Annotated in this window: 8 protein-coding genes; 4 read left to right on the top strand and 4 right to left on the bottom strand. The window is 45.3% G+C overall.

Translation table 11 applies throughout. The annotated features are described in order from the left end of the window. Window positions 1–248 precede the first annotated feature (248 nt). The 3 genes from R7044_RS17830 (at window position 249) to R7044_RS17820 (ending at window position 4,325) form a co-directional block, all read left to right on the top strand. Window positions 249–1,316 (top strand): succinylglutamate desuccinylase/aspartoacylase family protein, encoded by a 1,068-nt coding sequence (locus R7044_RS17830; protein WP_017820600.1) that lies wholly within the window; start codon window positions 249–251, stop codon window positions 1,314–1,316. A gap of 263 nt (window positions 1,317–1,579) precedes the next feature. Next, entirely contained in the window at window positions 1,580–3,766 is a 2,187-nt protein-coding gene (locus R7044_RS17825; protein ID WP_213866987.1) for a TonB-dependent receptor domain-containing protein, read from the top strand. A gap of 118 nt (window positions 3,767–3,884) precedes the next feature. After that, a complete protein-coding gene (locus tag R7044_RS17820; protein WP_213866988.1) occupies window positions 3,885–4,325 on the top strand; it encodes a DNA-directed RNA polymerase subunit beta in 441 nt (146 codons plus the stop codon). Window positions 4,326–4,415: 90 nt separating this feature from the next. Here the strand turns inward: R7044_RS17820 and R7044_RS17815 are convergent, their stop codons facing one another. Next, complete coding sequence (locus R7044_RS17815) at window positions 4,416–4,724, bottom strand: DUF3622 domain-containing protein (RefSeq protein WP_025998700.1); 309 nt, start codon at window positions 4,722–4,724, stop codon at window positions 4,416–4,418. A 279-nt stretch (window positions 4,725–5,003) separates the two neighbouring features. Continuing rightward, a complete protein-coding gene (purL, locus tag R7044_RS17810) occupies window positions 5,004–8,909 on the bottom strand; it encodes a phosphoribosylformylglycinamidine synthase (RefSeq protein WP_225455736.1) in 3,906 nt (1,301 codons plus the stop codon). Window positions 8,910–9,208: 299 nt separating this feature from the next. Between purL and mltF the strand changes: the two genes are divergently transcribed. Beyond that, on the top strand, window positions 9,209–10,786 hold the full coding sequence (gene mltF, locus R7044_RS17805) for a membrane-bound lytic murein transglycosylase MltF (RefSeq protein WP_181881277.1): 1,578 nt from the start codon (window positions 9,209–9,211) through the stop codon (window positions 10,784–10,786). A 588-nt stretch (window positions 10,787–11,374) separates the two neighbouring features. On the opposite strand, the gene tadA is transcribed toward mltF, so the two are convergent. After that, window positions 11,375–11,884, bottom strand: a complete 510-nt coding sequence (tadA, locus tag R7044_RS17800) for a tRNA adenosine(34) deaminase TadA (protein WP_373921587.1) — start codon at window positions 11,882–11,884, stop codon at window positions 11,375–11,377. A 251-nt stretch (window positions 11,885–12,135) separates the two neighbouring features. Next, on the bottom strand, window positions 12,136–13,695 hold the full coding sequence (locus R7044_RS17795) for an AbgT family transporter (RefSeq protein ID WP_005383758.1): 1,560 nt from the start codon (window positions 13,693–13,695) through the stop codon (window positions 12,136–12,138). Between the last annotated feature and the right edge of the window lie 89 nt (window positions 13,696–13,784).

Below are 13,784 nucleotides of genomic sequence, written 5' to 3'. Positions count from 1 at the left end.
TTTGTCCTCCATGAACAGTATTATTTTTAATACAGTCACATTTTTTAAGGCTATTATTGCGCACTCTTCTCTATGTCTTGTTATGTATTAAACTGATAGAAAAGATCATATTGAAAACAAAAACTTCACACATACCAAAATTTCACGCATGACGATTAAAGTAATTTGTCGTGTCCTTAATGAGAATGATTAGTGCGATTTTGCAGCAATTGTTACATTGCTGATGACGCATTTGACAGAGATGGTTTATGGCCAGAAGTAAAAAAAGCAAAGTGTTTGAGCTCTTAGGACATCAAATACAACCAGGACAACGATTAGAGATCGAATTTGAAGCAGCGAAGCTATATACACATTCGCCTTTATCTATTCCTGTGGAAATCATCCATGGGAAACAAGAAGGACCAGTGTTAATGGTGAATGCTGCTATCCATGGTGATGAGCTTAATGGCGTAGAAATCGTTCGTCAGATCATTAACCAACTGGATCCACAAAAACTGAAAGGCACTGTCATTGCAGTACCTATCGTTAACGTTTTTGGTTTCATCCATAAATCTCGTTACTTGCCCGACCGACGAGATCTCAACCGTTGCTTTCCTGGCAGTGAAAAAGGCGCACTTGCATCTCGTATGGCACACGGGTTCTTTAACAACATTGCCAAGCGTTGTGACTACATTTTGGATCTACACACAGGAGCCATTCACCGCACGAACTTGCCACAGATTCGCGCAAACTTAAGCAACCCAGAAACTCTACGTATTGCTCAAGCATTTGCGACGCCAGTGATTGTTGATTCAGCATTGCGTGATGGCTCTTTACGCAGTGAAGCAGAAAAATGCGATATTCCAGTGCTCACCTACGAAGCTGGCGAAGCATTGCGTTTTGATCCACTTTCGATAAGCGCTGGTGTACTCGGGGTTCGGCGCGTAATGCAAGCCATTGGTATGTTGCGTGCGAGCAGGAAAAAGCTGCCTGAGCCTATCATAGCGAAGTCCACCAGCTGGGTTCGCGCGTCAGGTAACGGCATTTTGCGTACTGTCGTTAATCTGGGAGACAAAGTAGAACAGGGGGAAACGCTCGCTTATATTAGCTCTCCTCTTGGTCATGATGAGATAGAACTAAAAGCCCCGAAGCGTGGTTTGGTTATCGGTCAACAAACATTACCATTGGTGAACGAAGGCGATGCAATTTTCCACCTTGCCTATTTTAACCAAGGTGATAATGCTTTAGAGCAAGCAGTCGAAAGCTATATTGAAGGCCTCACTGAATTCGATGCCGAGCCGCTGACAACCGGACAGATACCGTTAGAAACTCAGTAATTCCTATCAAATAGGCGCCTGATTAGCTCAAAAGGAGCAACAGTGCTCGCACTATCTTGTTTAAAGCCAATAAGCTCAGCGTCCATGATGCTGGGCTTTTTGTTTTATGTACGCTAACGATACTTATCGTAGTTTCCACGAATGGATAAAAAACTTTACAATCCGTCGCAAAAACACATTTGATAATTAATCTCATTATCATTTATTAATCGTAATAATGTTCTTATAATCCCAGCTTCATAAAAACACTATAAATCATCAATATGAAACGATTAAAAAGTCATCCATTCAAAGTAAATCTCATTTCACTGGCTTTGCTCTTCCCTCTTTATTCATATGCCGAGACAGCGCCAAATGAAGAGCTTGAAGTCATAGGCGTTCGTTATGCCAAACCTATTACCATTGCTGAGCCTGCGCAAACCACCATTAATTGGTCAGAGATTGAAGAGCAACAGTACTCTAATTTTGCCTCAATGATCGATGCCGTTCCCGGTGCATCAATAGATGGTGGCGGTCGTTCTGGTGGCGAACGTATTAACATTCGTGGTTTTGATGATCCAAGCGATATCGCCGTCTTTGTCGATGGCGCTCCAATTGGCTTTCAACAATACCGCTACGGTACCTTCTTTTTTGATCCGTTCTTAATTGGCGAAGCAGAAATTATCAAGGGCGCGCACGACTATCGAGCACTCAACGGGAAGTTTGGTGGCTCGATTCGCATTAAAACCAAAAGTGTCGATGATCTCCTGTACGGCGAAAGAAACTTTGGTGCTCGCATCTCAAGTGCATACAACACCAACGGCGATGAGAACGCCTACACGCTAACACTCTATGGTAAAAACGATACTGGTTTTTATTTTCTAGCGAATGGCTCGGTAAAAGATTCTGATGACATTAAAGTCGGAGGTGGTGAAACGCTAGATTACTCAGGTTATGAGCAAGAAAACATGCTCGTAAAGGTCGGTTATGAAAATAACGATCACGAGTTTGAAATTAGCCATACTCGCTACAAAGATGAAGGTCGTAAACCTTGGGCTAACCGTCGCGGAAAAATGCCTAACATCACCGAATACAATATCAAGAAATACGGCTCATTAGAAAAAGCCCAATACGCTTACACCGTCGATAACAAATACACGGACAACACCACAACCATCTCTTACCACTACATGCCGACTAACCCGTATATTGATTTCAATATCAAAATGGCACGTTCCGAAAACGATCGTCATTGGGTTCGCCCTGACGTAGCATTCGAGAAAATGTTCGTTTCTGTTGGCAGTTACGGTCATGAGTCATGGCTGAGTTACGAGCGTGACTACGTTGATGTGTTTAACCAAGCACAATTCGGAGACCACACTCTAGTCACTGGGCTTCAATATCAAAAAACCGATAGAGACTCGTTAGTATTCAACGCATCATACGACAGTAATGAAGCGAAAAACTACGGTTGGTACACCCCTTACTACGAACCATCTGGCACGCAGTCAATTTATGCCGCTTACATTGCTGATCACTATCAAGCAACAGACCGCCTAACAATCACACCTTCTCTGCGTTACGAATACATCAAGAGTGAAGGAAAAGGGAACGCAGCGCCGGATTATAATGATCCAGCTGCCGGACATGACTATGGTGAAACGACGCATAAAGGCTTTAGCCCACGTTTGGATATCGACTTTGATGCGAGCAATAATACGCGTTTAAACGCCTCCTACGCCTACGCTCTAAAAGCACCAACCGTTGATAACATCTACTCAGTGCAATATGCGCGCGCTACCGCTACGGCTACTGCTTTGAATCTGGACGTGTCTCGTATCCATGCTTATCAAGCAAGCGTTATCAACTTAACGGAAGGGCTGGTGAACTCTCGCGATAACCTCGCAACAGAGTTAACTATGTTCTATAACGATGTTAGCGACACAGTTGATATACGAACGGGCGAAAACCTCGACAAAAATACTACTGAGTTACAAAGCTGGAATACAAACCTAGATGGCTTTAAAAACTATGGCTTTGAGCTAATTTCACAATACCGGATTGAAGATTTCTACAGTAATTTCTCAGCAAGTTACATTCGCGGCAAAAACAAAGGTAGCCTATCTGACTCTACAGGTTCAGATGATGATCATCCTGATGTACCGCCATTAAACATTAATCTGGGTTTAGGTTACGAATGGATTCCTGGTTTACGTACGGGCTGGGAAGTCCGTTGGTATGATGCGCAAACCAAAACCAAGGCAAGCGGTAACAATTTAAAAGTGAAATCGCCAAGTGAGCAATACACGCTACAAAACGCTTACGTGGTTTGGGAAATACAACAAGTCGAAGGCTTGAGCATTGGCGCGGTTGTGAAAAACTTAACCGATCGTTACTACGAAGCATACCTATCTAATGGCGTGCCTTCGCCTGGTCGCGAAGTCAAACTGCACCTCACTTATCAATACTAACCATACCTAAAAGATGCAGGGCAGACATTAACTGCCCTGTTATATCGTATCCAATGGCCATAATTGCACGCTGTTTTATTTATCAGTATTATCATTTCCTTTTGCTTGCATACACATTATGAACAATCTAAAAACACGGCTTCTTCTGATTTGCTTCTTCCCTGTAGGTAGCCTAGCGCAAGCTTCTGAGAACATTGCAGACTACTTACAAGAACAAAGCAAGCACCAAGTTTCAGAAGATTTTTACGCACAGCCAGCAGCAAATAACCTGAATCTAGATGCAAAAACTAACTCTTTAACTTGGCACGAAGATGGTAAGCCGGATCACTGTCGTTACGCCAAGCAGCCCAAAGACGTCGCAACACATTTCGACTACGGTGAAGCAAACGATCTATCTGACGGCTTACAACACTTTGATTTACCAGAGAGACATTCTGCAAAGGTCAAATCGACACATCGCACTTATGCTAATAACCCTCACCTTCTTCCTGGCAATAAACAATTTGCCGCCCCTGAAGACGGCACGTTTAGCCTGTCCGTATCGTCGGATTGTTTTTAGCCGATATAAATAAAAAATGCCCTGAGACAAAACTCAGGGCATTTTCACTATTTGTTTGATGGGTAACGTCACCATCTCACCGATTTAAACTTATTCTTCGTCAGTGTCTACTTCGGTTTCACGTGCTTTGCGGGCTTCTTCTTTACGAACTTTTGCCGCTAGTTGTTCTGCTTCACGCTCTTGACGTTGCGCTGCTTTACGCTCGTTACGAACCACTTGGTTTTGGATAAACCCAGCCAGTTCTTGTTCAGCCCAAGCTTGTGCTTTCTCTTCGCTGTCAAAGCCTGTTTCACGCTTTGATACTACAGTCTTACGAGATGTCACTTGGCGAGTGATTTCTGCGCTCCAGCCGTTACGTTTTTCAGTGACGCGGATAGCAAATTTTGGATTCTTAGACATTTCTTTCATTTCCTAAGGGATTTAGGGATCAATCAGGGATTCGGTCAACTTGATAACTCCATCTAAGCTGAGCTGTTTAACACCATCCCTTGGTAAGCGCGGTATTAGAGCATAAAAGTAATCTAAACGCTGCAAGTTTTTTACGCTAGATAATAGATGACAAAGAAGAGACAGAACAAAGCAACGTTTCGCCAAGTCACTAGAAAGAGCGACGAAGAAAAAAGAAAGCGCTGGTCTCTCAACCAACGCTTTACTTAAGCTAGATTAACCTTTGGTTAATTAACCGATATTCTTACGGGCATTTTGGAACATACGCATCCAAGCGCCATTTTCACCCCAACCTTCCGGAGCCCAAGAATTTGCAACTGTGCGGAATACGCGCTCTGGGTGAGGCATCATGATAGTTACGCGACCGTCTGCTGTTGTTAAACCGGTAATCGCGTTTGGCGAACCATTCGGGTTGTTCGGGTATTGTTGTGTTGGGTTACCGAGGTTATCCACGTAACGAACCGCAACCGTACCTGATGCTTCAATCGCTGCTAGGTGCTCTGCATCACGTACTTCTACACGCCCTTCTCCGTGGGAAACCGCGATTGGCATACGCGAACCAGCCATGCCGTCGAAGAATACAGAATCAGATTTCTGAACTTCAACTAGACTAAAGCGCGCTTCAAAACGCTCAGATTCGTTGCGCACAAAACGTGGCCACAAGTCTGCACCTGGGATCAGCTCTTTCAGGTTTGATAGCATCTGACAACCGTTACATACACCTAAAGAGAACGTCTCTTCACGGTTGAAGAAGGCTTGGAACTGTTCACGAGCTTGTGCGTTAAACAGGATAGACTTAGCCCAACCTTCACCCGCACCTAGTACGTCGCCGTAAGAGAAGCCACCACAAGCTACTAGGCCATGGTATTCATCCAGTACCGCTTGGCCCGTTAGGATATCGCTCATATGGATGTCGGTTGCTTCAAAGCCTGCTCTGTCAAACGCTGCTGCCATTTCGACGTGGGAGTTAACGCCCTGCTCACGTAGGATTGCCATCTTAGGTTTAGCACCTTTCGCAATGTACGGTGCTGCAACGTCTTCATTTACGTCGAAGCTGAGCTTAACGTTTAGACCCGGGTCAGAGTTGTCTTTCTTAGCTTCATGCTCTTGGTCTGCACACGATGGGTTATCACGTAGACTTTGCATCTTATGCGTTGTTTCAGCCCAGATAACGCGTAGTTCGGTACGTGAACGTTCAAGCACAACTGCATCACCAGAAGTGATAACAAAGTCGTCTGAAGCTTCAACAGAACCAATCACATGTGAGCATGCCTCTAAGCCGTTTGCCGCCAGAGTAGATAGAACTGAATCTAGATCATCATTCTTAACTTGAACAACCGCACCTAGCTCTTCGTTAAATAGAACGGCTAGCGCATCGTCACCCAGCTTTGCGATGTTCGCTTTTACGCCACAGTGACCCGCGAACGCCATCTCAGCCAGTGTAACAAAAAGACCGCCGTCGCCTTTATCGTGGTAAGCCACTAGCTTGTCATCACGTACTAACGCTTGCATTGCATCAAAGAAGCCTTTTAGCTGCTCTGCATTATCTACGTCAGCAGGTTTGTCACCCAGCTGTTTGTATACTTGTGCCAATGCTGTCGCACCTAAGCGGTTTTTTCCGTTACCCAAGTCAACAAGAACTAGAGAGGTATCTCCTTTGTCAGTGCGTAGTTGTGGAGTCACGGTCTTACGTACGTCTTCCACACGACCAAATGCCGTGATAACTAGCGACAGTGGAGAAGTGACTTCTTTGCTCTCGCCGTTTTCTTCCCACTTGGTTTTCATCGACATGGAGTCTTTACCAACTGGGATAGTCAAACCTAAAGCAGGACACAATTCTTCACCAACCGCTTTCACTGCTTCGTAAAGACCCGCATCTTCACCTGGGTGACCCGCTGGAGACATCCAGTTCGCAGACAGTTTAATGTGTTTAATATCACCGATGTCTGTTGCCGCAATGTTCGTTAGTGACTCACCAACGGCTAGGCGAGCCGATGCTCCAAAGTCTAGTAATGCCACTGGCGTGCGCTCACCCATCGACATTGCTTCGCCATAGTAAGTGTCGTAGCTTGCCGCTGTTACTGCGCAGTTTGCTACTGGTACCTGCCAAGGACCAACCATTTGATCACGAGCAACCAGACCCGTAACTGTTCGGTCACCGATAGTAATTAGGAATGTTTTTTCTGCAACAGCAGGAAGACGAAGTACGCGATCCACCGCTTCATTAAGCTCAATACCATCACGAACAATGGCAGGGCTTTCCACTTTTAGTGTGGTTGCGTCACGGTGCATCTTCGGTGGCTTACCAAGCAGGATATCCATTGGCATATCGATTGGCGTATTGTCGAAGTGAGAATCTTCTAGCGTTAGATGACGCTCTTCTGTCGCCACACCCACCACTGCATACGGTGCGCGTTCACGCTTACAGATGGCGTCGAATGCTTCCATGTTTTCTGGCGCTACCGCTAGAACGTAACGTTCCTGTGATTCGTTACACCAGATTTCCAGTGGGCTCATGCCCGGCTCATCGTTTGGTACATCGCGTAATTGGAACTTACCGCCACGCTCACCGTCGTCGACAAGTTCAGGCAATGCGTTAGAGATACCGCCTGCACCCACATCGTGGATAAATGCGATTGGGTTATCGTCGCCTAACTGCCAACAACGGTCGATCACTTCCTGACAGCGACGTTCCATCTCTGGGTTTTCACGCTGTACCGAAGCGAAGTCCAGATCTTCTGCTGACTGACCAGATGCCATGGAAGATGCCGCACCACCACCAAGACCGATGTTCATTGCCGGACCACCAAGTACGATTAGGCTCGCACCTACAGGGATCTCTTTCTTCTGTACGTGTTCATCGCGGATGTTACCCATACCACCAGCAATCATGATTGGTTTGTGGTAACCACGAATTTCTTCACCCGCATGAGAAGTGACTTTTTCTTCGTAAGTACGGAAGTAACCCAATAGATTTGGACGACCAAATTCGTTGTTGAATGCCGCGCCGCCAAGAGGGCCTTCAAGCATGATGTCTAACGCATTCACAATACGACCCGGCTTGCCGAAGTCGGTTTCCCATGGCTGTTCAAAACCAGGAATACGTAAGTTAGAAGTTGTAAAACCAACCAGACCCGCTTTTGGCTTACCGCCGATACCCGTCGCGCCTTCGTCACGAATTTCACCGCCTGAGCCAGTCGATGCGCCCGGCCACGGAGAGATTGCCGTTGGGTGGTTGTGCGTTTCTACCTTCATCAAGATGTGCGTATCTTCATGGTGGTACGTGTATTGACGAGATTTAGGGTCAGGGAAGAAACGCCCCGCTTTAGAACCTGTCATAACGGCTGCGTTGTCTTTGTATGCAGACAGCACATAGTCAGGTGTCGTTTCAAAAGTGTTTTTGATCATTTTGAACAAAGACTTAGGTTGATCTACCCCGTCGATAGTCCAATCTGCGTTAAAAATTTTGTGGCGACAATGCTCTGAGTTCGCCTGAGCAAACATCATCAATTCAATGTCGTTTGGGTTACGCCCAAGCTTAGTAAAGTTCTCTACCAAGTAATCAATTTCATCTTCTGCGAGTGCCAAGCCAAGGGAAACGTTTGCCTCTTCAAGCGCCAGACGACCGCCAGCTAAGATATCAACATGTGCTACAGGCTTAGGCTCTGCAACAGTAAATAATGCTGATGCGGCTTCAAATTCTGTGAATACTGTTTCCATCATGCGGTCGTGAATTAACGCTTTAACAGCGTCAGCTTGAGCTTCTGATAGAACAACTGAAGATTCGACATAATAAGCCGTACCACGCTCTAGACGTTTCACTTTATCCAGACCACAGTTAACAGCGATATCGGTAGATTTAGAAGACCAAGGCGAGATAGTGCCAGGACGAGGCGTGACAAGAAGTAGAAGACCTTCAGGCTCATGCTCATGCTCATGCTCTTCGATGGTTGGGCCGTAAGTTAGTAACTTTTCAAGTTTTTCTAACTCTTGGTCATCAAGGTCTGACTTTAGATCGGCAAAGTGCATAAACTCGGCATAAATGCTAGTTACAGGCAGATCTTGTTCACGACAAAGTTCCAGTAGTTTATTAACACGAAACTCAGAAAGAGCTGGGGAGCCACGCAAAATTCTCATGTGCTTAGGTCTCTTATGCAATTGATTAAGGTGATATTGGAATAAATTCAGACACTTAAAATAAGCCCTGTCGAACCTATGCCGATTCCACCTCGTCATTGCGAGCGCATTATATAGTAATTGTTTTTGTGATGTAACATCAAAAGCAACCGTTTGCGTCATTTTTTTTGTCAAATTTGAATTACAACTAAAATGTCGATAAAACACACAATGTCACGTTATAAGTGTGTGATTCACTTTGCCCCATGAGCTCGCTTTGATATAAAGGCAAATAGAAATTTTCCAAGATGTACCTATTAATGCAAATAAGTCACTTCAACCGGCTCAAGCGCAGTGCTCTAATTTTAGTTTCTGTTCTTTTACTCTCTGCTTGCCAGATTGAGTCGGAGCCCAAAAGTGAATTTGAAAAAATTCAAGAACGTGGTGTGCTTCGTGTTGGCACGCTAAACAATCAGCTTTCCTACTACATAGGTCCCGATGGTCCCGCAGGGTTGGATTACGAATTGGCGCGTCAGTTTGCGGAGCAGCTCGGCGTCAAACTCGAGATTAAACCAGCCTTTCGCCAGGCTGAGCTTTTTCCTGCTCTTAAGAAAGGAGATATCGATATCATCGCTACGGGTTTAAATCAAACGTCACAAGCAGTCAAACGATTTAGACCAGGCCCTGCCTATTATTATGTAAGCCAACAAGTGGTATATAAAAAAGGGCAACTTCGACCACGTGATATCGAACAACTCATTGAATACCAAGCCTCGAAAGACGACGAGTCCGACGAAGATACAAATGCAGGCGCTCAAACATTAAAGATCGTTGAACAATCGCAATATGTTCCGACCCTAACAGCGTTAAAGAAGCAGTATCCAGAACTTCAGTTTGAAATTGTTGGTGATGCTGACACGAGAGACTTACTCAAATACGTATCGAAGGGTGAGTTACGTTTTACTGTGACTGATTCGGTGGAACTTTCCCTAGCTCAACGCCTTTACCCCGATCTTGCGCTCGCGTTCGAACTTACAGAAGATCAACCTGTGTCTTGGTTTACTCGACGTTCTGAAGACGAAAGCTTGTATGCAATGCTGATAGAGTTTTTCGGTAACATCAAACAATCAGGAGAACTGTCCACCCTCGAAGAAAAGTACATTGGTCATATTGAAGCATTTGACTACGTTGATACTCGCGCATTCATTCGAGCTCTGGATGACAAATTGCCTAAATGGGCACCTTTATTCCAAAAATACAGCGAAGAGTTCGACTGGCGATTAATTGCAGCATTGGCTTATCAAGAGTCACACTGGAAACCAACAGCAAAATCGCCAACGGGTGTTAGGGGGATGATGATGCTGACTCTGCCAACGGCGAAAAGCGTCGGGGTGACTGACCGTTTGGACCCTGAGCAATCTGTTCGTGGTGGTGTCGAGTACTTACGTCGTATTGTAAGTCGCGTGCCTGATAGCATTAACGAGCATGAAAAAATATGGTTTGCGTTAGCTTCATACAATATTGGTTACGGCCACATGATGGACGCACGACGACTCACCAAAGCACAAGGTGGCGATCCGAACGCTTGGGCTGATGTAAAAGACAGGCTGCCTTTACTGCGTCAGAAGCGCTATTACAGTCAAACTCGCTATGGGTACGCCAGAGGCGATGAAGCGCGTAATTACGTAGAAAATATTCGACGTTACTACCAATCCATCATTGGTCATGTCAGCCAACAGCCAGCGATTGATGAGAATAGCGATGACTTGCAAGTGATTCCGCCGCTCAACCCCGACATTTTGATATCGGGCGCAGTAGAGACCGTCGTAGAACAAGTCTCTGGCGCTTCTGACGTCACGGTTGAAGAAGACACCGAACAAGAAAGCATTGAAGAATAAACCCGCGGTAAACTAAAAAATGACGAGCCTATGAAGCTCGTCATTTTTGTTGAGTCCTAACGAAAACTTATCTAGACTCCAATATTCTGAGTGACACCAACCACACTCAACCATTCCTTTGGTTGGTCGCCTTTTCTTCATCGTTAGTAAAACTGATTGCTTTGTAACAGATTACTTTACAACCACATGGTTTAGCTCACTTGATGAAGCGGCGCTTTCGGCTACACTCTGCCGAAATAACGTCACTCCTATTATTAAGCATCGTATTGAAATTGTTTGCTGGCTCTGTGCAATGCAGAAGTCAAATGAAGAACGTTTAAACCATACAATGTTTAGTGCGATTATCGAGCCTATTGCCAAGCATCGATGAGCCGCGCTTTACTGGTATAAGTCTTGTCTGCAGGAGGTTTTGAATATGAGAAGACGTAGAGTGCAGTCAAAGCGTTTAAATAACACAGTAGCTGCTATCCGACGTAAACGTAAACTGACATGTATGAAAAAGAAAGTAAGTTCACGTAATCGTGTTTTTGTACATTTAGTCAATCACTAGTGCGTCCAAGCAAACATCTACCACGTTGTAGGTGTTTGCTAGCCCTCACTACTCCTACTACCTTGTTCGCTCTCTCCATTTTCTAATGCTTTTTGTGCTTGCTTCTTCGCTTTAATTTCCTTTCGGCGGCGCTTAAAAAACGCTTGTAGCTGAGTGCGGCACTCATCTTCTAGCAGCCCCTTTTCAACTAAGGCGTAATGGTAAGCTGCTTGGCTTTCAAACAAATTAAGCACTGTTCCTGCAGCTCCAGCTTTTAAATCTGGCGCTCCAAAAACAACCCGCTTAACGCGGCTATGCAATAAGGCTCCGGCACACATTGGGCATGGCTCAAGTGTTACATATAACGTCGTATCCAGAAGACGGTAATTTTCTAGCTTTTGGCCTGCTTTACGCAGTGTTTGGATCTCAGCATGTGCGGTAGCGTCATGGGTGCCAATAGAGCGGTTCCAGCCCTCAGCGATAATTTCACCATCTTTGACAAGCACTGCGCCGACAGGTACTTCCCCCTCAGCTTCTGCTTGCTCAGCAAGCTCCATCGCTCTGCGCATAAACAATTCATCTTGAGGGGTAAACGGATGGTTAGACAAAGGAGGCTCCAAAGAAACAAAAAACGATTGAAGTCAGGAATTTTATCACCAACTCGGTTTCACTACAGCAACACATCACGAGACAAAGTTTGCAACTCCAAAAAACCTAGTTACAAGACCTATCGATGTTCGTTTTGCGAGAACAAAAAAGCGCAGATCGAAGACCTGCGCTTTTTGGCTGCCAATTAGCGGCTTTCACACCCTACACGTTTTTACATGGTGTAAGTGTAAGGAGCTTGAATGCCTAGCGGGATACCTACCATCCAATAAGCAACTAGGAAGATAGACCAACCGATCAGCATTGCGATCGAGAATGGCATCATTAGTGACGCAAGCGTACCGATACCAGCCGACTTCACATAACGCTGACAGTAAACCACTACAAGAGGGAAAAATACCATTAGAGGCGAAATGATGTTCGATACAGAGTCACCCACACGGTAAGCCGCTTGAGACAGCTCAGGCGAGATACCAACCGCCATTAGCATTGGCACTAAGATTGGACCAATTAAAGCCCATTTTGCCGATGCCGAGCCAATAAGTAGGTTTACAGACGCGGTTAGAAGGATCATACCGATGATGGTCACTTCACCTGGTAGGTTCATCGCTTTTAAGCCTTCTGCGCCATACAACGCTAGCATCGTACCGATGTTTGACTGAGCAAATGCAGATAAGAACTGAGCACAGAAGAACGACATTACAATGTATGCGCCCATGGTTGACATGGTGTCAGCCATCGCTTTGATAATGTCGTTGCTGGTCTTGAACGTTCCAGACACTTTACCGTAAACGTAACCAGGAATGATAAACAGAATAAAGATCAGCGGAACGATAGACTTCATGATCGGTGCTGAGAAGGCCGTAATTTCACCTTCAGGCGAGCGTAGTGCTGATGTTTCTGGAATTAACGCTGCAACAAGTAAAGCAATACCCGCCATCATTGCCCAACCTGCATAACGGAATGCTTTTGATTCCAGTTCAGTAAATGAACCTAGGTTTGGCGCAGTTTCCGCATCGTCATCAATTGGCATTTTTGACAAACGAGGCTCAATGATTTTTTCTGTCACGTACCAACCAATCGCTACAATAATGATGGAAGATAGGCCAGTAAAGAAGATGTTCGCTAATGGGTTAACCACGTATTCAGGATCAAGAACCTGCGCCGCAGTTTGCGTAAAGCCTGCTAGTAGTGGATCTATACCTGAAGGGATAAAGTTTGCAGAGAAGCCACCAGATACACCTGCAAATGCTGCCGCAATACCTGCTAGAGGGTGACGACCTGCCGCATGGAAGATAATACCGCCAAGAGGAATAACCAGAACATAGCCTGCATCTGCCGCAGTATGCGATACAATGGCAACCAAAATAAGCATTGGAGTAAGAAGCTTAGCTGGCGTGAAGTTCAGCATCTTCTTAAGACCCGTCGTAATAAAACCCGAAGAATCTGCAACACCCACACCTAGCATTGCGACAAGTACGATACCCAGTGGCGCAAAGCCAGTAAACGTCGTCACCATATTAGCAAGGAAACTTGCTAGCGCTTCGCCCGTAAGTAAGTTGGTGATAGTAAGAGCTTCGCCCGTTCGAGGGTTTGGAAGATCGAATGATACATTCGACAAAAGTGCTGACGCCGCCCAAGTAATGATCAATGCCCAGAAGAACAAAATCGCAGGATCAGGAATTTTGTTACCTGTCCTCTCGATAAAGTTTAAAAAGCGCTCCATCCCGCTCGGCTTCGATGATGGTGCCTTATTTACAGCTTGGTTACTCATGGTAACTCCATAGTGAATGATGTTGGTGCCAAGGCCTATTTGAATAATTATAACGACCTACTATCCAACGAGTATTCTAGTAAACACTA

The organism is Vibrio sp. 1402 (genome assembly GCF_033340275.1).
The sequence above is the reverse complement of the archived record's forward strand: the minus strand, read 5'-3'. Positions and strand labels throughout refer to the sequence as shown.

Excerpts from the sequence above, each read along its gene's own strand:
- R7044_RS17825 (WP_213866987.1), top strand. The coding sequence starts at position 1,580 with ATGAAACGATTAAAAAGTCATCCATTCAAAGTAAATCTCATTTCACTG.
- R7044_RS17820 (WP_213866988.1), top strand. The coding sequence starts at position 3,885 with ATGAACAATCTAAAAACACGGCTTCTTCTGATTTGCTTCTTCCCTGTA.
- R7044_RS17815 (WP_025998700.1), bottom strand. The coding sequence starts at position 4,724 with ATGTCTAAGAATCCAAAATTTGCTATCCGCGTCACTGAAAAACGTAAC.
- purL (WP_225455736.1), bottom strand. The coding sequence starts at position 8,909 with ATGAGAATTTTGCGTGGCTCCCCAGCTCTTTCTGAGTTTCGTGTTAAT.
- mltF (WP_181881277.1), top strand. The coding sequence starts at position 9,209 with ATGCAAATAAGTCACTTCAACCGGCTCAAGCGCAGTGCTCTAATTTTA.
- R7044_RS17795 (WP_005383758.1), bottom strand. The coding sequence starts at position 13,695 with ATGAGTAACCAAGCTGTAAATAAGGCACCATCATCGAAGCCGAGCGGG.
- tadA (WP_373921587.1), bottom strand. The coding sequence starts at position 11,884 with ATGCGCAGAGCGATGGAGCTTGCTGAGCAAGCAGAAGCTGAGGGGGAA.
- R7044_RS17830 (WP_017820600.1), top strand. The coding sequence starts at position 249 with ATGGCCAGAAGTAAAAAAAGCAAAGTGTTTGAGCTCTTAGGACATCAA.